We start from the raw sequence: 24,840 nt of genomic DNA on the forward strand, positions 1-24,840 counted from the left end.
GTGGTATGTCAGGCTACTACGCCAACATCAGTTACAGCTTCAAATATAGGGTCAACAGATGCCACGATAAGTTGGAGTTCAGTAGCAGGAGCAACTTATGATATTAGATATCGAGCTGTAGGTACTTCTTCTTGGACAAGCATGTCGGTCTCTAGTACCTCATATACCATTTCTGGACTTTCGCCAACAACACAATATGAAGTTCAGGTAAGAAGTAAATGTTCAGGCGGTAGCACTTCTCAATATAGTACTTCTACTAATTTCACTACGATAGCGGTACAACTAAATTATTGCGACTCTAACGGAAATAACGTTTCAGATGAGTACATTAGCAATGTAACATTAGGTACAATAAATAACAATTCAGGAGCGTCTTCTGGAGGATATGTGTTTTATAGTAATCTAACAACAGACCTAGCAAAAACAAGTGCTAATACAATCACAATTACTCCTACATGGACCGGTACAATATATAGTGAAGGATACAGTGTCTGGATAGATTATAATCAAGATGGAGATTTTGCAGATTCTGGTGAGCAAGTATGGTCCCAAAGCGCAACTCGAGATACACCGGTTAGCGGTGCTTTTACAATTCCGTCAAATGCTGCATTAGGTTCAACCAGGATGAGAGTTTCGATGAAATATAATGCGATTCCAACATCTTGTGAATCTTTTCAATACGGAGAAGTTGAAGATTATATTGTAAATATAACCGATGATGGTGGTCCTGGTGGAGATGCTTGTACAGGAGGGATATCTTCTTTTCCTTATAGCCAGGGATTTGAAAACACCTTGGGCTCATGGTCACAATCCTTAGCTGATGATATCGACTGGACAATAGATTCTAATGGAACTCCTTCAAGAAATACCGGTCCATCAAATGCAGATCAAGGAACGTATTACCTATATGTTGAAGCTTCAGGAAATGGAACCGGATATCCGAATAAACAGGCAATTTTAACATCACCTTGTTTTGATCTTAGCACTGCCGCTTCTGCAACTTTCTCATTTGCATACCACATGTTTGGTGCCGCTAATATGGGAAGTATAGCTGTTGAAGCCTCATCAAACGACGGAGCTTCTTGGACAAGTATATGGAGCCAAACGGGTAATCAAGGAAATTCGTGGAATACGATTAACCTTAATATCTCTCAATACGTAGGTGGAGCATTAAAATTGAGATTCAATAGGGTAACTGGGTCTACGTGGCAAGCAGATATTGCCATTGATGATATTTCAATCACTACTAATAGTGCTGCTAATAGTACTGCCGCTATAGACAATAAAGTTAAATTGATTATTTACCCTAATCCAGTAGAAGCTGCTATTAATATCTCACCAACTATTAATAAATCTGCTAACTACGAAATTAGGAATTTCTTAGGGCAATTGATAAAAGAAGGTACCGTTATTAATACTATAGATGTAAATAGTTTAAAATCGGGAGCATATTTCCTAAGAGTAGTTACCGATAACAAAGTTTTATCAAGTCGTTTTATTAAGAAATAACAATAAAACAAACAAAGATTTAAAAAATGAAATTTTCTAAGTACGTTTTGCTTTTGATATTTGCTTCAGCGTTATGTACTACTGCTGGATGTAGTAGTGATGATAGCGAACCACAAAATCCAGTTAGCGAACCAGACCCAGATCCTGTTGTAGGAACCGACGATCAGATAGACTGGGTTAAAACTTTTGGAGGAACAAATGAAGATAATGCACTGTCACTAGTGGAAGCTAGTGACGGTGGTTATGTTCTTGCTGGATATACACAAAGTATTGATGGAGATATTACTGATAAAAGTGCTACCGATAGCGATTATTGGGTGTTAAAGCTCTCAAATACAGGAACTATTTTGTGGAGCAAAACATATGGAGGTTCTGCAGATGATAGAGCAGAAAAGATTATTAAAACCACCGATGGAGGATATGCCCTTGTTGGGTATAGCCGAAGCCTGGATGAAGATGTTGCAGCAAATGCTGGCCTACAAGATTATTGGATTGTAAAAATAAATGCTGAAGGAAATATACAATGGGAAAAAAGCTTTGGATTTTCTGGAATTGATAGGGCATTTTCTCTAGTTCAAACGCAAGATGGCGGATATTTTATAACCGGATTTCTTGATGTTACTGCTAGTGGTGGAGAAGGAAACGATAATCGCAGTAGTACTCAAAGACATGGTGTAGGAGAGTTTTGGGGAATCAAACTTGATGCTTCAGGAGAAAAAGAATGGCGCCGATATTTTGGAGGAACTAATAATGATCGTAGCTACGATGCTGTTCAAACACAAGATGGTGGATTTTTAATGATAGGCTCTTCAGAAAGTGTAGATTTTGACGTCACGAATAGTAAAGGAAGCTATGATTTTTGGGCTGTAAAAATTAATGCAGAAGGAACAAAGTTATGGCAAAAATCATACGGAGGATCAGAGATTGATGTGGGGTATGCAATTGCCGATAGCGGAGACGGAAAATTTCTTATTGTTGGAGATTCTAGAAGTGCAGATGGCGATATTACCAAAGCAAAAGGAAATGCAGATCTCTGGGTGATCCAAATAGATGGAAATGGTAATCTAATTTGGGAAAAATCCATAGGAGGTACCGAGTTTGATACCGGTAGAAGTATTTCTAAAATGCAAAACGGAAATTATGTTATTGCTGGTAACTCGAGAAGTAGCAATGTCGATATAACACAAAATAAAGGGCAAAGTGATGCTTTGAGTATCATTATCAACAGTAATGGAGAAACGCAATGGAAAATTACTAATGGAGGAACTCAGGCAGAGTTTGGTGAAGGTTGCATAGAAACAAGCGACAAGAAAATTGTTATTGTAGGCAATTCTGAAAGTAGTGACTTTGATATCCCAAATAATAAAGGGTCCAAAGACGCATTAATAATTAAATATAAATAATGAACACAAAATGAAAAAAATAATATATATCCTTTTTGCAATAGTAATAAGTGTATTATCATGTAAAGATGATGATAATAACCCTATCGTACCACAAGAGACATTTGGAACGGTTGTACTTGATTTTAAAAATACAATCAATAATCAAGGTATTGAGTTAGGTACAGATTCGTATACTAATCAAAGTAATGAAGAGTATACGATATCAGAGCTGAAATATATCATCAGTAATATTGTTTTAATTAAAGCCAATGGAGAAGAGTTTGTATATCCTGTAGACCGAAGCTATTTTGTGATCAATGAAGAAGTTGTAGCAAGTCAAAAAATAAGCCTAGCAGATATAAGTGCTGGTGAGTATACAAAGATTAAATTTGGTTTTGGAGTAGAAGCAGCTAAATACCCATTTGAGTCGGGTACGGCAGATTTTATTCCTACAGCTGAAGAAAACGGAATGTTATGGTCTTGGTCTGCAGGATATAAATTCCTTAAATTTGAGGGCAAATATACATTTGGTGCAAACGTTGATCAAGATTTTGTAATTCACGTAGGTAGTCATGGTGCTACATTAGATAATTATCAAGAAATAATAGTAGAGTTACCTAATACTTTAACTATAGCAGAATCATCATCACCAGAAGTGGCAATAAATGTAGATATTGCTAAGGTTTTTGATAGTACCAATACACATTCTTTGGATAAAGCAAGCAATGTGCAGGTGGACCCGGTAAATGCTCCAATAATTGCAAAAAATATTAGCACTATGTTTAATGTAACAAGTGTTACTAATTAAAAGAAGGTTGAAACTACTCTCATTTTATATAATAGTTATCCTTTTTGGAGCTTCATGTAGCTCCGAAAAGGATGATTATGTTTCTATTACACCTGCAGAAGAAGAGAACCAAAATGCTAAATTAGAATTTACGGTTCCTGCAAATTTTCCAGAACCTAGTTATAATGTTTCACTCAACCCTCCTACCGAAAAAGGTTTTGAGTTGGGTAAGAAACTATTTTATGAAGGTAAACTAGCGTCAGATGGTGTAATATCTTGTGGGTTTTGTCACATACAAGATTTTGCTTTTACTCATCATACACATATCGTTAGTCATGGGGTTGATGGTGCTTTAGGTACACGTAATGCACAACCATTACATAATATGGCATTTATGAAAGAATTTACCTGGGATGGTGCTGTGATGCATTTGGACCTGCAACCTATAGTGCCAATTACTGCAGAAGTTGAAATGAATGAGACCTTTAGTAGTATTCTCAAAAAATTAGAAGACGAGCCAGAATATGTAAAATTGTTTGCTGAAGCATTTGAAGATCAAAAAATCAATTCTGAGAATATGCTTAAGGCACTTTCTCAATTTATGATCATGATGGTTTCTGCAAATTCTAAATATGATAAGATAGAAAGAAACGAAGGCTCTGTTTTTACGGATCAAGAAAAGGCAGGTTTTGACCTTTTCAGTGCAAAATGTGCTTCTTGCCATTCGGGGACCCTTTTTACAGATCAGTCCTATCGTAATAATGGTCTAGCTGTAGATCCACAGTATAATGATATCGGAAGAAAACGAGTAACGGGGTTTGAAGCCGATATGCAAAAGTTTAAAGTGCCGAGTCTAAGAAATATTGAACTTACGTTTCCATATATGCACGATGGTAGATTTAGAACATTAGAAGACGTTTTAAATCATTACAGTGATGGTATGGTAGACTCTGAAACTCTGGACCCTATGTTTAAAGATCAAACAGGTAGCTTAGGAATACCAATGACTGATCTTGAAAAACAACAAATTATAGCCTTTTTAAAAACATTAACAGACGATGATTTTGTTAACGATCAGCGTTTTTCTGAATTTTGATATATAAGGTTACTTCCAATCCCACTTGACAATATGCCAAGTTACCTTGTCAGCATCATATACTAGCAAATCCTTAAACCCTACGGCATAGTGTGCTTGCAATGATCGATTATTATTTGCGGCAACTTCGGTAATGAGCAGGTCATATTTCAATTTCAATTCATCTCGCATTTTATAGTATAACCCTCTAAAGATTCCTTGTTTTCGATATTCTTTATCAATACATATTTGACCCATTACAACATATGATTTTTTAGGATTTATTTGCGTGTCTATTTTGGTAAACATGGGTTTTAAAACTTCTATTTCGTTCTTGAAATCTTTTACCATACATAAGGCGTATCCCGTAACAGCGTTACCATGTTTTGCAATAATATGAGGCTGCTTATCATTCATTTTTTTCAAAATTTCCAAATCATGTTGCACAGTTACAAAACCTTCTTTCTGTTTTTCGTTTTTAGAAATCGAAGAGGATAAATTGTTTTTCTGAAGTTGAATTATTTGTTCTAATTCTTTTAAAGTAGTAGCTATAGTATAGTCAATCTTTTTCATTCTAATATAGATGCTTTAATAAGAGTAGATAAAGTTAATGCATTGCCTATCTTTGTAAAGATAACCAAAGCTAAAGGATTGAAAACATTTCCCGATAAACTTCAAAAAAAACTAAACCAAAGAAAGGATAATAATGCTTTGCGTAAACTTCCTTCGCGAAGCACTTTGATTGATTTTTCATCTAATGATTATTTAGGTTTTGCCGTTGATAAAGATATTTTTGATCAAACTCATCAGCTCTTAAAAGAAAAAAAAATACATCAAAATGGAGCGACAGGTTCTCGGTTGTTGTCTGGGAATCATGGCCTATATAATGATGTTGAGACAATGTTGGCTGATATTCATAATGCAGAAACAGCTTTGATTTTCAATTCTGGATATGATGCTAATGTGGGATTTTTTTCTTCAGTTCCACAAAAAGGCGATATCATTCTGTATGACGAATTAATCCATGCTTCAATTCGAGATGGTATTCAAATGAGCAACGCAAAAGCTTATAAATTTGCTCATAATGATTTACAAGATTTGCAAAAAAAACTTCGGAACGCTAAACCTGAGAAAAGAAACGGTCATACTGAGCATGTCGAAGTATATGTAATAACAGAATCTGTTTTCTCCATGGATGGCGATTCTCCAGATTTAAAAGGTTTTGTTGAGGTTTGCGAAGGCTATAAATGCCGTTTAATTATAGATGAGGCCCATGCAACTGGGGTTTTTGGTGAGAAAGGTGTTGGTTTACTTCAAGAATTAAGATTAGAAGAAAGAATTTTTGCAAGAATCAATACTTTTGGGAAAGCACTGGGATGCCATGGAGCGGTAGTTTTAGGGTCGGAAGATTTAAAAAACTATCTGGTTAATTTTGCGCGGAGTTTTATCTATACAACAGGATTACCACCGCATTCGTTAGCTACAGTTCGGGTAGCTTATTCAGCTTTACAGAGTACTTCAGAAATTGAAAAACTTAAAGACAACATTCGTTTTTTTAATCACACACTCAAAATCAAAAATCTGGAATCAAAATTTATAGAAAGCAACTCGGCAATACATTGTTGTATTGTTTCTGGAAATGAACATGTAAAACATGTGGCTTTAAAAATTCAGGAAAACGGATTTGACGTAAAACCCATTTTATCTCCTACGGTTCCTGAAGGAAAAGAACGATTGCGTTTTTGCCTACATAGCTTTAATTCTAAAGAAGAAATTAGCAAAGTATTAGGGTTGTTAGCTACCTTTGTTTTAGACTAAAAAAAGAGGTGATAAGAAGTTTATGAAAAAAATATTCATTACAGGAATAGGAACCGATGTTGGAAAAACAATAGCCTCGGCAATTGTGGTTGAGGCATTGCAGGCAGATTATTTTAAACCTGTACAGGCTGGGGATTTAGAGTTTTCAGATACCGATAAAGTAAAACAACTGGTGTCTAATTCGAAATCTAAATTTCATGATAATAGCTATGCGTTAAATACTCCAATGAGTCCTCATGCGGCGGCAGAGATTGATGAAATAACTATCGAGACGAGTAAGATTATTCTTCCGAAAACAAAACATAATTTAGTTGTAGAAGGTGCAGGTGGATTATTAGTGCCTTTAAATGACAATGAGACTATTTTAGATTTGATCACACCAGAATATAAAGTGATTGTTGTATCTAGGCATTATTTAGGAAGCATAAATCACACATTAATGACCATAGAAATATTAAAAAACAAAGGATATAATCCTGCGATTATTTTTAATGGAAATGAACACAAAACAACGGAAGATATTATCAAAAAAATGACGGGTGTAGAAATTATAGGGCGTATTGATGATGAACCTTATTTTGATACTATAGTTATTCAAGAATATTCAACTTTGTTCAAAGACAGGTTAGAATCATTTTAATTTGTGATTCAAATCTATACCAGAGTCCATTTGCTACAATATTAACTGTACTAAAATTTCCACGTTTGTGGATCAAAATAATTATGACTTTAAAAGAAAGAGATAAAAAGCATCTTTGGCACCCCTTAACTCAACATAAGATTCATCCCGAGGCATTGCCTATTATAAAAGCTAAAGGAGCAGTTTTGTATGGCGAGGACCAAAAAGAGTATATTGATGGTATCGCTTCTTGGTACACAGCAATGTATGGTCATTGTAATGATTATATTCTTGATAAGGTAAAACAGCAAATGTGCCAATTGGATCAGATTGTATTTTCTGGATTTACACATGAACCAGCAATTCGATTATCAGAAGAGCTAATTAAGATTTTGCCTAATAATCAAGAGAAAATATTTTTCTCAGATAATGGATCCACAGCCAATGAAGTCGGTATCAAAATGGCATTGCAATACCACTTTAATAAAGGTGAGAAACGAAATACAATTATTGCATTTGAAGATGGGTTTCACGGTGATACTTTTGGAGCAATGTCTGCTTCTGGGTTATCAGTATATAATGGGCCTTTCGAAGATTTTTTCATTGATGTAAAACGTATTCCTACGCCAAATAAAAAAAACATAGAAAGTGTTCTGGAAGCATTGCATTCGATTATAGAAACTCATAAAGTAGCTGCATTTATTTATGAACCCTTGGTTCAAGGTGCAAATGCAATGCATATGTTTGAGGCGAAACATCTTGATCTAATCCTAAGAATTTGTAAAGAACATGCAATTATAACTATTGCAGATGAAGTGATGACTGGTTTTGGTAAAACTGGTAAAAACTTTGCATCTGATCATATAGAAACAAAACCTGATATTATTTCTATGTCTAAAGCACTTACTGCGGGGTTTGTACCCATGGCAGTGACAAGTTGTACAAAAGAAATTTATGATGCATTTTTAGATGATTCCGTTGGAAAAGCTTTTTTTCATGCCCATACCTACTCTGCTAATCCAATTGCATGTGCTGTAGCAATAGCAGGGATAGAGTTGTTACATTCTAAAGAAATTCAAGATAATATTCAGAGGATAATTAAATCACATACACAGTTTAACGATAAAATCAAAAATCATCCTAAAGTCAAAGTTACTCGACAACAAGGAGTCATATATGCCCTGGATTTAAACATAGAAATGGACCGATATGGAAAGAAACGATATGAGATTTTTAATCACTTTATGAAACAAGGTGTCTTTTTAAGACCATTAGGGAATACTATTTATATTCTTGCGCCGTATGTGATTTCCATGAAACAACTAGATGTTATTTATAATACGATTATCGATTTGTTAGAAACTATATAGAGCTATTGGAAATCCTGTTCATACCCTAACAGGTCAATCTGCTCATCGGTTTCAGAGATAATAACATACATTTCTGTATATGTCCACTCATCATTTTGCTTGGTGCCAACAACATATAATTGTGCTTCTCCTTTTGGGCCTTTTATAGGGATTGAAATATCAGCAGATCCGACATTATTTTTGTACGATAAATTACCATTCATAATACCATTAGTTTCTATGGGTTCTCCTAATATATCAACTACATAATCATCTTCATTAACCATGGTTATAGCATCTTGGTAAGGAACAGATTCTGTTATTAATTCGCTTACTCCAAATATCAATGAGCCCAGAAAAACAAAAAATAATATAATCAAAGTAAGACATCCTCCTACAGGAACTGCCCAACCCCAATTTCTACTAAACCAACTTTTATGTTCTATATGATCATTCATAGTGAGTGCTAATATAATTTGTTTTAAAGATAAGTATCCAAAATTTAGTTTTTGTTACTAACATTATAGTTTAAAGTATTGCAAAAAATATAAAATTTATTGAACAAACTCATACATTTGCCAAAACTTAAAAATTGCAGCAAACAATATCAATAACTGGGATTTCTTCCATTTCTTCATTGGGTATTTCTCCCGAAGAGATATGGAAAAGATATAAAGATCAGGCTCATTGCATTTCTTTTAAAGATTTTAAAGAAGAATCTACCCCTATAGCAAGCCTTAGTAAAGAGGTGCAAGCAGTAATTGATGATTTAAGAAATGAAAGTCATCACTTTGAATCATTAGATAATTCTGTGCTTTTTGGGGTTTACGTTGCTCGTGAGGCCATTAAAAATGCTCAATGGCGAGGTGATCTTGATTTTGGTATTAATATAGGCTCTTCAAGAGGTGCAACAGGACTTTTTGAAAAATATCATAAAGAATTTCTTGAAAATGGAAAATCAGCTACTTTAAGTTCGCCTACGACCACATTAGGTAATATTTCATCCTGGATTGCTCATGATTTACAAACTAATGGACCGGTGATTAGTCATTCGATTACTTGTTCAACAGCATTGCATGCGATGCTTAATGGCGTGGCTTGGTTACAATCGGGGTTGGCAGATAAGTTTTTGGTAGGCGGCAGCGAAGCACCACTAACAGCGTTTACGATTGCTCAAATGAAAGCATTGAAAATTTATGCTTCAGATGTCACATCAAAATATCCTTGTCAAGCAATGAATTTAGAGAAAAAAAGAAACTCTATGTTTCTGGGTGAAGGAGCTGCTGTAGCTTGTTTAGAAAAAGGATATAAAGAAAATGCATTAGCTTTGATAAAAGGAATTGGGTATGCTACAGAACCCTTAAAACACAATATATCGATTTCTTCAGAAGCAGACTGCTTTCAAAGATCTATGAAAATGGCATTAGGAGAAAATTCGGTAGATGAAATAGATGCTATAGTCATGCATGCTCCAGGAACAGTAAAAGGTGATTTGGCAGAATATAATGCAATAAAAGCTGTTTTTGGTAACACTATTCCCGCCTTAACAACCAATAAATGGAAAATAGGCCATACATTTGGCGCTAGTGGAATATTAAGCCTAGAATTAGGAATTCTTATGTTGAAGCATCAAGAATTCATACCCGTTCCTTTTATAGAGAACAAAGCTGTTCCTGAAAAAATGAATAAAATTATAATAAATGCTGTTGGCTTTGGCGGAAATGCAGTTAGTATTTTGCTAGAATCTAATAGGTAGAATTAACACCATTAACTATAAATTATAACTTAAAACAAGTGAATTTGATCTTTGTAATTTGTGTTTTTTGAAAGGAAACAATTACTTTTGAGGATTCACATACCTTATTTTATGAGCGTTATTAGACACGATTGGACGAAAGAAGAGATTTTAGATATCTATAACAAGCCCTTAATGGATTTGCTTTATGAAGCTGCAAGTATTCATAGAGAGCATCATGATCCTAACACAGTACAGGTCTCTACCCTATTATCAATAAAAACAGGAGGTTGTCCAGAAGATTGTGGATACTGTCCTCAAGCGGCACGTTATCATACAGATATCGAAGCAAATGACCTTATGAGTGTGCAACAAGTAAAAGCTCAGGCACTTCGTGCAAAGGCATCAGGTAGTTCACGAGTGTGTATGGGAGCTGCATGGCGTAATGTTAAAGATGGTCAGGAGTTTGATAATGTTCTTGAAATGGTTCGTACTATCAATAAGCTCGATATGGAAGTGTGTTGTACTCTAGGAATGATTACAGAAAATCAAGCACAACGTCTTGCTGAAGCTGGATTATATGCTTATAATCATAACCTGGATACTTCTGAAGAATATTATAAAGAAGTAATTTCTACTCGAGGATATGAAGATCGTTTACAAACGATTGATAATGTACGTAAAACAAATGTAACAGTTTGTAGCGGTGGTATTATTGGTATGGGAGAAAATGTTGAAGATCGTGCAGGAATGCTAGTAGCATTGTCGAAACTAAACCCTCAGCCCGAATCAGTCCCTATTAATGCTTTAGTAGCTGTAGAAGGTACGCCAATGGAAGATGAAAAACCGGTTGCTATTTGGGAGATGATAAGAATGGTGGCAACGACCAGAATTATAATGCCAAAGACTCAGGTTCGACTTTCGGCAGGAAGAACAGAAATGAGTAGAGAGGGACAAGCAATGTGCTTCTTTGCAGGAGCAAATTCTATTTTTGCTGGTGATAAATTGCTTACGACTCCTAATCCCGATGTAAATGAAGATATGGAGATGTTTAAGATGTTGGGTCTCAATCCTCAAAAACCATTTGTAAAAAAGGCTCAACCAGAAACTATTGAAGCTAAAGATTCAAAGTTTGAACCTCTTGGAGAAAAACCAAAATGGTCTAGGCCTGATCACACTATCGACAGAAACGAAACTGCAAAGCAAAAAGCTAAAGGGATCATTGCTGATAAATAAAAATGTAACGGGTGTCTTTTATAATGTAGGGTTTTAAACTTATTTTCATAGTCTATGGAATTAAATTTAGAGCAAATACAAAGAGTTGGAACAATTACTAGGGAAGATTTTCTGGGTACATATGTTGCATCGCAAAAACCAGTCGTAATTGAACACTTGATCGAGGACTGGCCGGCCTATCAAAAATGGAATTTATGTTACCTTAAACAATTAGCAGGAGAAAGAACTGTGCCCTTATATGATAACAGGCCTGTAGCATCAGAGCGAAAATTTAATGAGCCTCATACAAGTATGAAAATGGGAGATTATATCGATTTGCTCAATAAAAAACCCACTAATTATCGTATCTTCTTGTATAATTTACTTAAAGAAGTACCAGAGCTTCAGAATGATTTTAGTTATCCTGACCTAGGATTAAAGTTCATGAAAAAATTGCCCTTTTTATTTTTTGGAGGTAGTGGAGCAAAGGTATTTATGCACTATGATATAGATTTAGCTAATATTCTTCATTTTCATTTTCATGGTGAAAAGCGCTGTATTTTATTTCCGCCCTCAGAGACAAAATACTTATACAAAATACCACATTCATTGATGTCTCACCAAGAAATAGATTATACAAATCCAGATTTTGAAAAATGGCCTGCATTAAAGAAAGCCAAAGGATATATTGCAAATTTAAAACACGGAGAAACATTATATATGCCTGAAGGGTATTGGCATCAGATGACTTATTTAACTCCCGGTTTTTCGATGAGTATACGATCTGTAGCTAAAAATATGGGTAATTTTACTGAGGCAACGTACAACGTTTTTATTATGAGATATTTGGATAATTTTATGCGTAAAGTAAGAGGACAAAAATGGATAGAGTATAAGAATTCAAGAGCTATCTCAAAAACCAATAAAATGAATGGTTACGATTAGAAAGGGATCAATTCATTCACTTTTTCATACACCAAATTTGTTTCCCAGCCTCTGTATAAAAGATAATCGACTAATTTTTTTCGCTTTTTGTTTTTATCGGTTTCTTTAAGTGTGCTGTATTTTTTCTCTGCAAGCTCATGAAAAGTGTGTAAATAGTCTTTTTCTGAGATTTCTTTTAATGCAGTTTTTAGATTGTATTCAGAGATGCCTCTATATTTTAACTCTCTAATAATACGTTTTTTACCCCATTTCTTAATACTAAATTTTCCTCGAGCATAACTTTTTGCGAAGCGTTCTTCATTAAGAAAATTATGTTCTAAAAGATGTAAGATAATTTTTTCTCTAGCTTCAGGAATTAGCCTCATAGTGCTAAGTTTATCCTGTATATCCTTATGACATCTTTCTTGGTAGGCGCAATATCGTTCCATTTTCTTAATGGCTTCGGTAAAGGTTATAGATTGTTTGGGTGATGTATGCATATGAAGCACAAATATAGGAACCTTTTTTGTGGTATAGATGTTTTATGTCAGTCTTAGTTGTGTTTCTATGGTGTATGCTTATATTATGAAATTCCTCTGCACTAAGGCAGAGGAATCTAAAAACTCAACTCATCAAATTGATGGATGTCATTATTTGTAGTATTACATCTTAATTTCAATTGAGCCTACCCCTAGGTTTTCAATCAAATATTAGATTTTGCTACATATAACAAATTATTTCTAAATGAATTTGATCATTTATAATGCAAGGATAAGGCATGCCAGTTTCATTTTTAGAGACTGGAAATTTTTTTTCACTTTTTTTATAATAAGTTTAATAGAGTATTGATTAGTAAGAACAAAAAAACCCGGTTTCTTGATAGAAACCGGGTTTTATCTTATTTTATCAATTCACCATTTTTATCGTGAAAATGATATTCTAAATACGTGTAAGCGTCTCTAGGTACAATCTTAACCCATCGTTTATGATCAAAAAACCATTTGGATCGGGTGGATGGAAATCCTTTTGTTAAAAAAGCTGCTATAAAAGGATGTGCACTTAGTGTTATCTTTTTATGATCTTTTTTAATTAATTTTTCTAATTCGACTTTAATTTTTTCTACCAAAACTATAGGCGCCTCAACTTCGCCATTTATTCCGTTTGGATCTTCCTCGCGGGTTTTGATGTTCATTTCTGGTCGCACGCGTTGTCGCGTGATTTGAATCAAGCCAAATTTACTTGGCGGTAATATTTTATGTTTCGCCCTGTCATCTTTCATCTCTTCTTTCAAATGGTTGAAGAGTGTTCTACGGTTATCTGCATTATTCATGTCTATAAAATCGACTACAATAATACCTCCCATATCTCTTAGACGCAGTTGGCGGGCAACTTCAGATGCACTGATTAAATTTACTTCCAGTGCTGTATCTTCTTGGTTTTTGGCTTTGTTAGATCGGTTACCGCTATTTACATCAATTACATGCATAGCTTCTGTATGCTCAATAACTAAATAAGCGCCCTTACTCATAGATACCGTCTTGCCAAAACTCGTTTTGATTTGCCTTTCGATACCATATTTTTCGAAAATTGGTACTTTAGGATTATGAAGTTTTACAATTGATTCTTTTTTGGGTGCAATTTCTTGCAGATACTCTTTAATTCTACTGCACAAATCTTCGTCATCAACGACGATTGAAGTAAAGGAGTCATTAAAAACATCTCTAAGTATAGAGGATGCTCTATTCATTTCTCCTAGTACTTTTGACGGATGATGCGCTTTGTACATTTTTTTGCACATACTTTGCCATCTTCCGATCAGATTTTGCAAATCTTTGTCTAGTTCTGCTACTTTTTTGCCTTCTGCTACAGTACGTACTATAATTCCGAAACCTTTGGGTTTTATACTTTTTACAAGTCGTTTTAAACGTTCTTTTTCTTCAGAAGATTCTATTTTTTGAGAAATAGAAATTCGGTTTGAAAAGGGAACTAAAACAATATATCTTCCAGCAATCGATAGCTCTGAGCTAATTCGAGGGCCTTTGGTAGATATTGGTTCCTTCACTATCTGTACAAGTAGTGATTGATTTGATTTTAACACATTGGTAATTGTACCGTGTTTATCAATATCGTCCTCAAAAGGAAAATCCTTAAGAGAATAATTTTTTAATTTACCTGTGCTTACACGTTTAATGAATTTAAGTAATGAAGATACTTGAGGACCGAGATCGTGATAATGCAAAAATGCATCTTTTTCATAACCAACATTAACAAATGCGGCGTTTAGACCCGGGACAGATTTTCTGATTTTGGCGATAAAAATATCACCTACCGAAAAATTACTATCGTCTTCTTCCTTATGTAATTCAATTAGTTTTCCATCTTTTAATAAGGCAAAATCTGTAGAGGAACCAGATCTAATGATCAATTCTTTGTTCACTCTGTTACGATTTTTATCCACCTCGAAAATTCATCGAGACAGATGGATTATACAAATTTTTTCACAGGAATTTATGTAATTCCATTGAAATAAGCTTTTATATTAGGTAGTATATAAAGCTACATTTCGATTTCAAAGAACTTAACTTTTTAAACAGAAAAAGTAGTTAGAAAACTACTTTTTCTTGTGGCGGTTGGCTCTTCTTCTCTTTTTACGCTTGTGCGTAGCTACCTTGTGTCTTTTACGTTTTTTACCACTTGGCATAGTGTAATTATTTTATTTATTGTTATTATATTATTTTACTTCTACGTTTGTCTTTACACCTTCTACAAATACTTTTGCAGGTTTAAATGCTGGTATATTGTGTGCAGGAATCTTTATAGTCGTATTTTTAGAAATGTTACGGCCAGTTTTTTCTGCTCTGGTTTTGATGATAAAGCTACCAAATCCTCTTAGGTATACATTATCTCCACTTTCTAGAGAGTTTTTTACTTCTTCCATAAATGTTTCAACAGTTGCTTGAACATCTCCTTTTTCAATTCCTAGCTTTTCTGAAATTCTTGCTACAATATCTGCTTTAGTCATTATTATTCCTATTTAGGGGTTTTTAAATTTTCAAGGGGGCAAATATAAGAATTTAAAATCCAAAATATCAATACTTAAGATTAAATTATCATCTTTAAACATTTAATTTTACAAAACTTATAATTTTGTTATGAAATTTTCTAAAAAACTCATTTCGTGGTATTTACAAAATAAAAGAACAATGCCATGGAGAGAAACTAAAAATCCTTATCACATTTGGCTTAGTGAAATTATACTTCAGCAGACTAGAGTGGCGCAAGGATTACCCTATTATTTGTCATTTATTGACACTTTTCCTACAGTTTTTGATTTAGCCAATGCAAATGAAGATGATGTTTTGAAGTTATGGCAAGGGTTAGGGTATTATTCTAGGGCTAGAAACCTTCATATAACAGCAAAATATGTGGCCAATGAGTTACAGGGTGTTTTTCCTTCTAATTATAAAGATTTATTGGCACTCAAAGGGGTTGGAGATTATACGGCAAGCGCAATAGCATCTATATGTTATGATGAACCAGTTCCTGTTGTAGATGGAAATGTGTACCGTGTGCTTTCTCGATTTTTCGGAATTAAAACTCCTATTAATACTACAGCGGGAGTGCGTGAGTTTAAAGAGCTGGCTATAGAATTAATGGATCATGATGAACCTGCTAACTACAATCAAGCAATTATGGAGTTTGGAGCTTTACAGTGCAAACCTAAGAGTCCATATTGTATTGTGTGCCCCTTAAACGATAGTTGCGAGGGGTTAAAAAATGGATGGATAGATACATTGCCGGTAAAACTTAAAAAACAAAAGATTAAAAAACGATATTTCAATTATTTGGTATATTCAATAAATGGAAAACAAACAATACTGCAGCAAAGGAAAGGAAATGGGATTTGGAAAGGACTCTATGAGTTTCCGTTAATAGAGGTCGAAGAAAATGATAGAGATTCTATTATGTCTAATGCTTTTTTTCAAAAAATGATAAATGGTCATGAATATAAAATAACACAATATCGTGAAGAGCCAATAGTTCATAAGTTATCTCATCAACATCTGTATACCAGGTTTTATATTGTAAATGTGAACAAACTTCCTGCACTTACAAAAGAGCAAAAGATTATTGATTTTGCTGAAACTCACACCTATCCGGTTCCTATTTTGTTAGGTAATTTTATAGAGGAGTTTTTTAAGGTATGATGCTTTTTTATTACATTTATAAAACAAAGTTGTTAAGAAATAAGATGAGGTGTATAGCGTTATTATCTTTAGTTTGTTATTTCTTTGCAGCTTAAAATTATAATTAATATGTCTGGAACACTAAATAAAGTAATGCTAATAGGGCACACGGGAGATGAGGTAAAAATGCATTGGTTTGAAGGCGGTGGGTGTATCGGTAGGTTTCCACTGGCAACTAATGATTCTTATGTCAATAAGAGTACAAATGAGAGAGTAACTACTACAGAGTGGCATAATATTGTGGTTCGAAATAAGGCAGCGGAGATTTGTGAAAAATACCTTAACAAAGGTGATAAAATTTATATTGAAGGTCGTCTTAAAACCAGAAAATGGCAAGATGAGCAGGGCAAAGATAGGTATAGCACTGAAATTCAATGTACAGATTTTACTTTTCTCACACCTAAGAATGAGAGCCAATCTTCTGGACCTATAGCTCAACAGAAACCGCAGACAAGTGTACCTGTGGCTGATCCACAGCCGGTTGCTCTGGCATCACCAGATACTGAAGAAGATGATCTTCCGTTCTGATATGTTTAACTAAACCAATATAATTTGGACCCTGATCCTGAACCTTTATTGATTTTATTATTAGCATTTGATATCATGCAAACCATTAATTTGGTTTTGCTTGTCGTTTTGCTCATTTTTTCTGCACTAATATCTGGTAGTGAAGTAGCATTATTCTCTTTAACTCCAACGGATCTAAAAGATGAAGAAAATACCTCAAAGAACCTTAGAATCGTTTCTAAACTATTAAATAATCCTAAAAAATTATTAGCCACAATATTAGTTGCCAATAACTTTATCAATATTGCTGTCGTTTTACTTTTTGATGCCTTAGGCGAAGTATATTTTAAAGACTTAGATTATGTTTGGCTCGGTTGGATTAATGTAAGATTTGTGGTAGAAGTAGGTGTTGCAGCATTTTTGATCTTGCTTTTTGGTGAGATTTTACCCAAAATTTATGCAAGCAGAAATAAGGTAAAATTTGCTAAGTTTATGGCAAAACCTTTGGGAGTATTGGATTGGTTAATTACGCCAATTAGTATGCCAATGCGAAGAATTACTATGCGAATTCATGATCGATTAGGAAAACAAAAATCAAACCTAAGTGTTGATCAATTATCGCAGGCGTTAGAGTTAACATCAGATCAGGATACGACCGTAGAAGAGAAGAAAATCCTTGAAGGAATTGTATCTTTTGGTAACACAGATACAAAACAAGTCATGCGACCACGTATCGATATCTTTGCACTAAATAACGAAGCACCATATAAAGAAATTCTTCCAGAGATTATAACCAATGGATATTCCAGAATTCCGGTGTATGAAGAAAGTATTGATAAGGTAATCGGCATTCTTTATGTTAAAGATTTATTACCGTATATAAACGAAAAAGACTTTGATTGGTTATCCTTGTTGCGAGACCCCTATTTTGTTCCTGAAAATAAAAAGCTGGATGACCTGTTGAACGATTTCAAAAATAAAAAGAATCACTTAGCCATTGTGGTAGATGAGTATGGCGGAACAAGTGGTTTAATTTCTTTGGAAGATATTATAGAAGAAATTGTAGGTGATATTAGTGACGAGTTTGATGATGAAGATCTTATATTTTCAAAATTAGATGATAATAATTATGTTTTTGAAGGTAGGACTGCACTAAAAGACTTTTATAAAGTCTTAAAAATTGAAGACAATAGTATTTTTGAAGATAATAAAGGAGAAGCAGAAACAATCGCAGGGCTGTTGCTTGAGATTTCCGGAAGTTTTCCAAAGCGAGGAGAAAAGATTACATTAGACAATTATTTATTCAAGGTAGAATCGTTAGATAGCAAACGCATAAAGCAAGTGAAATTAACTATTAATGAAAAAAAGAATATTTAAGCTCCTTTTATTAATTGGTACGCCTTTATTATTTTCATGTAAAGGGGAGGTTCTTCCTAAGCCGGAAGGAATGCTCAGATTAAGCTACCCTAAACCAGAATATAAAGAAATAGGATTGCCATGTCCTTATATTTTTGAAAAAAATGAGCTCTCGGAGCTTAAAAAAGCTAGAAGAAACAGGGCGTGTTGGTATAATCTGAAATATAATGATATGAAAGCAACCTTGTATCTTTCGTATTATAGAATAAATAATAACTTGGATTCGCTATTGAGAGATGCTCAAAATCTTACTCAGGAGCATTTTATCAAGGCAGATGGTATAAAGCCAGAAGAATATGTCAATTCTGAGAAAGAAGTGTACGGGATGATTTATAAAGTATCTGGAGATGCGGCCTCTCCATCTCAGTTTTATGTTACTGATAGTGTAGATCATTTTCTGGTGGGCTCGGTATATTTTGAAGTGAAACCTAACTATGATTCTATACTGCCAGCTGCTAATTACTTACGTAATGATATAAAACATCTTATAGAAACACTTCAATGGAAAGATTAGTATTTAGTTAATTTTCTTCTAAAATTGTTTTACACACTAGTAATTTTATCACATTTGCAGTTTACTAAAGGGAAATGCAAAACACAAAATTAAAATGGATATACCTCATAATACTATCATTAGTTTGGGGGAGTTCTTTTATCCTTATTAAAAAGTCACTTACGGGTCTTACACCAATGCAATTGGGAGCTTTGCGAACAGTATTTGCTGCTCTGTTTTTGTTTTCTATTGGGTTTAGAAGTATAAAAACCATCCAGGGGAATGAGTGGAAATGGATAGCGATCTCTGCTTTTGTGGGAACGTTTATTCCAGCGTTTTTGTTTGCTTTTGCCGAAACAGAAATTGATAGTGGAATTACATCGATATTAAACTCTATGACTCCCCTGATTACTTTTGTTTTAGGAATTGTACTGTTCTCTATCCGTTTTAACAAAAATCAGCTTATTGGAGTTATTGTCGGTCTAATTGGGAGTGTGGGACTAATTTGGGAAGGTTCTATCATTAATCCTGACCAAAACTATAGCTATGCTTTTTTAGTCATTATCGCAACCTTTGGTTATGGGATTAATGTAAATATCATTAAACGGTATTTGCAGCACATTTCGCCTATGGCAATTGCCAATGGTAATTTTATTGTTTTAATACTTCCGGCGTTAATTGTGTTATATTTTTCTGATTTTTTTACTGAACGTTTAATTTCAGACGAGACTGTACACACCAGTATTATGTATATGGCACTATTAGCAGTTGTAGGTACAGGAATCGCTAAGATAATGTTTAACAAACTTGTGCAAATAAGTACTCCTGTATTTGCAAGTTCTGTTACCTATACAATGCCGATAATAGCACTTATTTGGGGACTGTGGGATGGAGAAAAATTTTCATTGTACCAGCTGTTAGCGTCTATGGTTATTATTTTTGGAGTATATCTAACGAATAAAAACCGGTAAGAAGTCAAAAGGCTGTTAAACAATAAATTAACAACCCTTTAAGGTTAAAAAACTCTTAATTTTCATACTTTTAAGTAAGAATCTTAAAGAGTGAAATTATGAAAAAGTCTACTATCCCTGTTAAATATGGAGTCTTAATAGCTATTGGCCTAATCGCTTATTTTTTAATTCTTTCACTTATTGGTGTACAAACTAACCCTATTTTTAGTCTTGGTAATGGTATTATTGTTGCGTTTGGATTATATACCGCAATGAAAAATTATAAAAAAGAAAAAGGAAGTGATTTTGATTATCAAAAAGGTTTTATGGCAGGTTTGTTTACTGGCTTTAATGCGACTTTAATCTTTACAATTTTCTTCGCTATATACGTAACTAATATTAATACCAATTTTCTGCCAGAAATGCTAGCGAATTGGAGCTCGCATTATCATGTAGGTGTCGGGATTGTTGTTTTCATTGCCGCAATAATGGGGTTTGCAACCACTTTTGTGCTTACGTTATCCTTCATGCAATTATTTAAAGAAAGCTGGAATCCCAAAAAAAATCACAATTCGTCTCCTGTAGAGGCCTAAAATGTTTGTCATTTAATTAATTAGCAGTATATTTGCACCCGCCTATTGAGAAAATAGGAGTGTTCTTTATATAAAATAATTAATTAAACGTTACGCTATGTACGCAATTGTAGAGATAGCAGGGCAGCAATTTAAAGTTGCAAAAGACCAAAAAGTATTTGTACATCGTTTAGCAGGAGAAGAAGGAGATAAAGTTTCTTTCGATAAAGTTCTTCTTGCAGCAGATGGAGATAAAGTTACTTTAGGCGCCCCAGCTATAGATGGAGCTCAAGTAGGAGCAAAAATCACGAGACACCTAAAAGGTGATAAAGTTATTGTTTTCAAGAAAAAGAGACGTAAAGGATACCGTGTTAAAAATGGTCATCGTCAATCTCTTACAGAAATTGTAATTGAAAGCATTGTAACTTCTGGAGCTAAAAAATCAACTCCAAAGGCAGCAGCTAAAAAAGCTGAGCCAAAAGTAGAAAAAGAAGCAAAAGCGGCTGCTCCAAAAAAGGCAGAAACTAAAGCTAAAAAAGCAGAACCAAAAGCACAAGCTGAAGATTTAAGTACTAAAACAGTAGCTGAATTGAAAGAAATGGCAAAGGCTAAAGGTATTTCTGGTATTTCTTCTATGAAGAAAGCAGAATTAATTGAAGCTTTACAAGGAAAATAAAAAACGGCAGGAATCCCTGTAAGTATTAACAATATAAAACCGAAAGAAAATGGCTCATAAAAAAGGAGTTGGTAGTTCGAAAAACGGTAGAGAATCAGAATCGAAACGCTTAGGTGTTAAGATATTTGGTGGACAAGCTGCCGTGGCTGGTAACATCATTGTAAGACAAAGAGGTACAGCACACAAACCAGGTGAGAATGTATACGCTGGTAAAGACCATACCCTACACGCTAAAGTGGATGGTATCGTAAAGTTTACTAAAAAGAAAGATAATAAGTCCTATGTTTCAATAGTTCCGTTTGAAGCATAACAGGATCTTTCCTTTGTAATATATACAGGCCCTTTTCAATATTTTGAAAAGGGCTTTTTTTATTTTGTGTTCGAAACAAACACTTTTTTCTTCTTAATTAAATTATAAAAGTTAAAAATTTAAGAAAAGTAATTATAAATTTATAAGAATCTTAAAATTTATAATTATGAAAAAACTAACAGCATGTATTTTATTATCGGCATCAGTCTTATTTTCTAGTTGCCTGGGATCTTTTTCTGCATTTAATGGATTAAGAGATTGGAATGATGGTCTTACCAGTAGCAAGTTTTTAGACAACCTTATTTTTTGGGTATTTAATATCATACCAGTTTATGGGTTGTTTTTCGTTGGAGACGTCATTATTTTTAATGTTATAGAATTTTGGAGTGGTTCTAATCCTTTAGCGATGAATGAGGGAGATATCGAAACACAAATTGTTGAGAAAGATGGTAGTACTTTTGAAATGATCGCTACCAAAAACAGATTACAGATTAAAATAATCGATGGCAAAAGAAAAGGTGATAAATTAGATTTAGTGTATAGTCCTTCTCAAAAATCATGGAGTGCAATAAAACCGAATGGAGAAGTGATTAAATTATCTTCTTTTGAAGATGGCTTTTATGTAATGCATTTGCCTAATGGAGAAAAAGTTAAAATTGATCCAATGGCATCAAGAAGTGAAGGTTTAGCATTGATTCAAAATAAAGTAGCGCATTATGAAAACTGCTTGTTAGCAGAGGCAAACTAAATATGTTATACTATATAAGAATAAGTCTTTCTTTTAACTAAGAAGGACTTTTCTTTGTTTATGAGAGAAATATACTAATGCTTACCGATGATATTGCAAATGTCTGGGTTGTTTTCGTCTTTAAGACTTAATAGTTTATGATATGATCCTATAATCTCTTTTGTTAGATCCTGAGAGCAATCTATTTCTTCGTTTTTTGTGGTATCAGATAGATTGTTGGGATGGTCTATTGATTTATCTTCATATCTCTTGACTAGGCATTTTATGGCAGTTCTATCATCAAAATAAATACGTTTTTCTTCATATGTCCATATTTCATTGGTAAATCCTTGGTCTGCAGGTGTGCATTCGTAATCCCATGTCCATGAGGCATATTCCGAAAAATGGAATATTAGGTGATTATTCCAAACATAATAATGAGTGTTATAATTGCTATGTCCTTCACTGAAACTATATGCTATGTATACCAATTCTTTACTATGATAATAAAAAGATATTGATGCATTGATTTGTTCATTATCATTACAATTACTTATTAAAGATATTTCTTCAAGACTGTCTTGTTCATGCAATTCTGTAATGGTATTGTATTTCTGTCTTATATCTTTTAGGGCGTCTTCGTTACTTTGACTATAACTACAGAAAAAGATAAATAAAGATGGTAAGGCAAAAACTAATTTCATTTTAAATTGAATTAATCTAATTGTCTAAATTTACTATACCAAACTTATAAATTAAATAAAAACCATGAAAACTTCAATGATTACTGCCTTATGGTGCACTGTCTTTTTGTTGTTTATTACATTTGAATCAATTTCTCAGGATATACCTACATATGATTACCTGGAGGTTATTGTAATACAAAAAGTAAACAATAGCGGTAAAGTAAAGCGAATAAAGGTTGAAGAGCAACAATCTTTGGAAGGAAAGCAAATCACTATCAAACAAATAGAAAAATTAGAAAACACATCAGATTTATTAAATTTTATGAATACAGCAAATTGGGAATTTGTAGATAGGCAATCGGTAGTTTCTGAAGAGAATGATCCGGTATGGATGAGTTATATTTTTAGAAAGAAAAAATAAATCTATTCAAAAATGTAACCCCCACTAAAAAGTGAGGGTTATGTCTATTTTCAAAAAGAAATAAGATGTTTCTTAGTATCGGTAATGTTCAGGTTTAAATGGACCCTCAACAGTAACGCCAATATATTCGGCTTGATCACTACGTAATTCTGTTAATTCAACACCAATTTTAGCCAGGTGTAATTTTGCTACCTTTTCATCAAGATGTTTGGGTAACATGTATACTTCATTTTTGTAGCTTTCAGAATTTTTCCAAAGTTCGATCTGGGCTAATGTTTGGTTTGTAAATGAGTTACTCATTACAAAGCTTGGATGCCCAGTTGCACAACCAAGGTTTACCAAACGTCCTTCTGCAAGAATGATAACATCATTTCCATTGATGTTGTATTTGTCTACTTGAGGCTTGATAGTGTCTTTGGTATGACCATGGTTTTTATTTAACCAAGCCATATCAATTTCATTGTCAAAATGCCCAATGTTGCATACAATTGCTTTGTCTTTTAATGCTTCAAAATGTTGCGCTTGTACAATGTCTTTGTTACCAGTAGTAGTGATTACTACATCGGCATTACCTATAACAGTTTCTAATCTCTTTACTTCAAAACCATCCATTGCTGCTTGCAAAGCACAAATAGGATCAATTTCGGTTACAGTTACTATAGATCCTGCTCCTCTAAATGATGCTGCGGTACCTTTACCAACATCACCATATCCACAAACAACAACTCTTTTACCTGCAAGCATCAAATCTGTAGCTCTTCTTATTGCGTCAACCGCACTTTCTTTACATCCGTACTTATTGTCAAACTTTGATTTAGTAACAGAATCGTTTACGTTAATGGCTGGCATCGGTAGTGTTCCATTCTTCATTCTTTCATATAAACGATGAACACCAGTTGTTGTTTCTTCAGATAATCCTTTGATACCATCAACCAACTCAGGATATTTGTCTAATACCATATTGGTTAAATCTCCACCATCATCTAAGATCATGTTTAATGGTTTGCGATCTTCTCCAAAGAATAACGTTTGTTCTATGCACCAGTCAAATTCTTCCTCATTCATTCCTTTCCAGGCGTATACTGGGATACCAGCATCAGCTATGGCAGCAGCTGCTTGGTCTTGAGTAGAGAATATATTACATGAGCTCCATGTAACTTCTGCACCTAAGGCTTGTAATGTTTCAATTAGTACTGCAGTTTGGATGGTCATATGCAAACAACCAGCAATACGTGCACCTTTTAGAGGTTGCTCATCTTTGTACTCTTCTCTAAGAGACATTAATCCAGGCATTTCAGCTTCAGCTAATTCGATTTCTTTTCTTCCCCAGGCAGCTAATGAAATGTCTTTCACCTTGTAAGGAACGTAAGGTACTGTTTTGGTACTCATAGGATTTATTTTATGTTTATGAAGTGCATT

Annotated in this window: 27 protein-coding genes; 20 read left to right on the forward strand and 7 right to left on the reverse strand. The window is 33.9% G+C overall.

The annotated features are described in order from the left end of the window. Genes JJQ60_RS22365 through JJQ60_RS00170 form a run of 4 tightly spaced genes read left to right on the forward strand, consistent with a single transcriptional unit; the run spans position 1 to position 4,777 of the window. Complete coding sequence (locus tag JJQ60_RS22365; RefSeq protein WP_394369532.1) at positions 1-1,509, forward strand: GEVED domain-containing protein; 1,509 nt, start codon at positions 1-3, stop codon at positions 1,507-1,509. A gap of 26 nt (positions 1,510-1,535) precedes the next feature. Beyond that, entirely contained in the window at positions 1,536-2,912 is a 1,377-nt protein-coding gene (locus JJQ60_RS00160; protein ID WP_201915901.1) for a hypothetical protein, read from the forward strand. Between the two features lie 10 nt (positions 2,913-2,922). Next, the gene (locus JJQ60_RS00165) at positions 2,923-3,702 is read left to right on the forward strand and encodes an MbnP family protein (protein ID WP_201915903.1); all 780 of its coding nucleotides are present in this window, start codon (positions 2,923-2,925) and stop codon (positions 3,700-3,702) included. Between the two features lie 7 nt (positions 3,703-3,709). Beyond that, positions 3,710-4,777, forward strand: a complete 1,068-nt coding sequence (locus tag JJQ60_RS00170) for a cytochrome-c peroxidase (protein WP_201915904.1) — start codon at positions 3,710-3,712, stop codon at positions 4,775-4,777. A 9-nt stretch (positions 4,778-4,786) separates the two neighbouring features. Here the strand turns inward: JJQ60_RS00170 and JJQ60_RS00175 are convergent, their stop codons facing one another. Beyond that, on the reverse strand, positions 4,787-5,329 hold the full coding sequence (locus JJQ60_RS00175) for a GNAT family N-acetyltransferase (protein WP_201915905.1): 543 nt from the start codon (positions 5,327-5,329) through the stop codon (positions 4,787-4,789). Positions 5,330-5,407: 78 nt separating this feature from the next. Between JJQ60_RS00175 and JJQ60_RS00180 the strand changes: the two genes are divergently transcribed. From JJQ60_RS00180 to bioA, 3 genes are all read left to right on the forward strand, one after another. Continuing rightward, complete coding sequence (locus JJQ60_RS00180) at positions 5,408-6,574, forward strand: aminotransferase class I/II-fold pyridoxal phosphate-dependent enzyme (protein WP_201915906.1); 1,167 nt, start codon at positions 5,408-5,410, stop codon at positions 6,572-6,574. 22 nt (positions 6,575-6,596) lie between these two features. Next, positions 6,597-7,214: a dethiobiotin synthase gene (gene bioD, locus JJQ60_RS00185; RefSeq protein WP_201915907.1), complete on the forward strand. Its 618-nt coding sequence runs from the start codon at positions 6,597-6,599 to the stop codon at positions 7,212-7,214. Between the two features lie 83 nt (positions 7,215-7,297). Further along, a complete protein-coding gene (gene bioA, locus JJQ60_RS00190) occupies positions 7,298-8,563 on the forward strand; it encodes an adenosylmethionine--8-amino-7-oxononanoate transaminase (protein ID WP_201915908.1) in 1,266 nt (421 codons plus the stop codon). Between the two features lie 2 nt (positions 8,564-8,565). Here bioA and JJQ60_RS00195 read toward each other — a convergent pair whose 3' ends face one another. After that, entirely contained in the window at positions 8,566-9,000 is a 435-nt protein-coding gene (locus JJQ60_RS00195) for a cytochrome c oxidase assembly factor Coa1 family protein (protein WP_201915909.1), read from the reverse strand. Positions 9,001-9,134: 134 nt separating this feature from the next. Between JJQ60_RS00195 and JJQ60_RS00200 the strand changes: the two genes are divergently transcribed. The 3 genes from JJQ60_RS00200 (at position 9,135) to JJQ60_RS00210 (ending at position 12,437) form a co-directional block, all read left to right on the forward strand. Then, entirely contained in the window at positions 9,135-10,298 is a 1,164-nt protein-coding gene (locus JJQ60_RS00200; protein ID WP_201915911.1) for a beta-ketoacyl synthase N-terminal-like domain-containing protein, read from the forward strand. Positions 10,299-10,409: 111 nt separating this feature from the next. Then, on the forward strand, positions 10,410-11,513 hold the full coding sequence (bioB, locus tag JJQ60_RS00205; RefSeq protein ID WP_201915913.1) for a biotin synthase BioB: 1,104 nt from the start codon (positions 10,410-10,412) through the stop codon (positions 11,511-11,513). Positions 11,514-11,567: 54 nt separating this feature from the next. Next, positions 11,568-12,437, forward strand: coding sequence for a cupin-like domain-containing protein (locus JJQ60_RS00210; RefSeq protein ID WP_201915915.1), 870 nt, complete (start codon positions 11,568-11,570; stop codon positions 12,435-12,437). Here JJQ60_RS00210 and JJQ60_RS00215 read toward each other — a convergent pair. From JJQ60_RS00215 to JJQ60_RS00225, 3 genes are all read right to left on the reverse strand, one after another. Next, entirely contained in the window at positions 12,434-12,916 is a 483-nt protein-coding gene (locus tag JJQ60_RS00215; protein ID WP_201915917.1) for a regulatory protein RecX, read from the reverse strand. The two genes, JJQ60_RS00210 and JJQ60_RS00215, sit on opposite strands and share 4 nt — an antisense overlap. A gap of 398 nt (positions 12,917-13,314) precedes the next feature. Further along, complete coding sequence (locus tag JJQ60_RS00220; RefSeq protein ID WP_201915918.1) at positions 13,315-14,853, reverse strand: Rne/Rng family ribonuclease; 1,539 nt, start codon at positions 14,851-14,853, stop codon at positions 13,315-13,317. 294 nt (positions 14,854-15,147) lie between these two features. After that, entirely contained in the window at positions 15,148-15,438 is a 291-nt protein-coding gene (locus JJQ60_RS00225; RefSeq protein WP_130285404.1) for an HU family DNA-binding protein, read from the reverse strand. A 130-nt stretch (positions 15,439-15,568) separates the two neighbouring features. Here JJQ60_RS00225 and mutY point away from each other — a divergent pair, with 130 nt between their 5' ends. From mutY to JJQ60_RS00270, 9 genes are all read left to right on the forward strand, one after another. After that, positions 15,569-16,624, forward strand: a complete 1,056-nt coding sequence (gene mutY, locus JJQ60_RS00230; protein WP_201915919.1) for an A/G-specific adenine glycosylase — start codon at positions 15,569-15,571, stop codon at positions 16,622-16,624. A 108-nt stretch (positions 16,625-16,732) separates the two neighbouring features. Beyond that, the gene (locus JJQ60_RS00235) at positions 16,733-17,191 is read left to right on the forward strand and encodes a single-stranded DNA-binding protein (RefSeq protein WP_201915920.1); all 459 of its coding nucleotides are present in this window, start codon (positions 16,733-16,735) and stop codon (positions 17,189-17,191) included. A 24-nt stretch (positions 17,192-17,215) separates the two neighbouring features. After that, positions 17,216-18,547 (forward strand): gliding motility-associated protein GldE, encoded by a 1,332-nt coding sequence (locus tag JJQ60_RS00240; protein ID WP_201915921.1) that lies wholly within the window; start codon positions 17,216-17,218, stop codon positions 18,545-18,547. Next, positions 18,528-19,100 (forward strand): gliding motility lipoprotein GldD, encoded by a 573-nt coding sequence (gldD, locus tag JJQ60_RS00245; protein WP_201915922.1) that lies wholly within the window; start codon positions 18,528-18,530, stop codon positions 19,098-19,100. The genes JJQ60_RS00240 and gldD overlap by 20 nt, the downstream gene beginning before the upstream one ends. A 74-nt stretch (positions 19,101-19,174) precedes the next feature. Beyond that, complete coding sequence (locus tag JJQ60_RS00250; protein ID WP_201915923.1) at positions 19,175-20,050, forward strand: DMT family transporter; 876 nt, start codon at positions 19,175-19,177, stop codon at positions 20,048-20,050. 98 nt (positions 20,051-20,148) lie between these two features. Further along, on the forward strand, positions 20,149-20,622 hold the full coding sequence (locus tag JJQ60_RS00255) for a DUF4199 domain-containing protein (RefSeq protein WP_201915925.1): 474 nt from the start codon (positions 20,149-20,151) through the stop codon (positions 20,620-20,622). Positions 20,623-20,719: 97 nt separating this feature from the next. After that, on the forward strand, positions 20,720-21,277 hold the full coding sequence (gene rplU, locus JJQ60_RS00260; RefSeq protein WP_201915927.1) for a 50S ribosomal protein L21: 558 nt from the start codon (positions 20,720-20,722) through the stop codon (positions 21,275-21,277). A gap of 49 nt (positions 21,278-21,326) precedes the next feature. Continuing rightward, on the forward strand, positions 21,327-21,587 hold the full coding sequence (rpmA, locus tag JJQ60_RS00265; protein WP_073318462.1) for a 50S ribosomal protein L27: 261 nt from the start codon (positions 21,327-21,329) through the stop codon (positions 21,585-21,587). 166 nt (positions 21,588-21,753) lie between these two features. Continuing rightward, complete coding sequence (locus JJQ60_RS00270; protein WP_201915929.1) at positions 21,754-22,335, forward strand: DUF3332 domain-containing protein; 582 nt, start codon at positions 21,754-21,756, stop codon at positions 22,333-22,335. Between the two features lie 74 nt (positions 22,336-22,409). On the opposite strand, the gene JJQ60_RS00275 is transcribed toward JJQ60_RS00270, so the two are convergent. Next, positions 22,410-23,018 carry a hypothetical protein gene (locus JJQ60_RS00275; RefSeq protein WP_201915931.1) on the reverse strand — a complete coding sequence of 203 codons (609 nt, stop codon included), beginning with the start codon at positions 23,016-23,018 and terminating at the stop codon, positions 22,410-22,412. A 64-nt stretch (positions 23,019-23,082) separates the two neighbouring features. Between JJQ60_RS00275 and JJQ60_RS00280 the strand changes: the two genes are divergently transcribed. After that, the gene (locus tag JJQ60_RS00280) at positions 23,083-23,421 is read left to right on the forward strand and encodes a hypothetical protein (RefSeq protein ID WP_201915932.1); all 339 of its coding nucleotides are present in this window, start codon (positions 23,083-23,085) and stop codon (positions 23,419-23,421) included. Between the two features lie 72 nt (positions 23,422-23,493). Here JJQ60_RS00280 and ahcY read toward each other — a convergent pair whose 3' ends face one another. Beyond that, entirely contained in the window at positions 23,494-24,810 is a 1,317-nt protein-coding gene (ahcY, locus tag JJQ60_RS00285) for an adenosylhomocysteinase (protein ID WP_201915933.1), read from the reverse strand. Between the last annotated feature and the right edge of the window lie 30 nt (positions 24,811-24,840).

It is taken from the genome of Aquimarina mytili (assembly GCF_016735115.1).
Taxonomy (GTDB): Bacteria; Bacteroidota; Bacteroidia; order Flavobacteriales; family Flavobacteriaceae; genus Aquimarina; species Aquimarina mytili.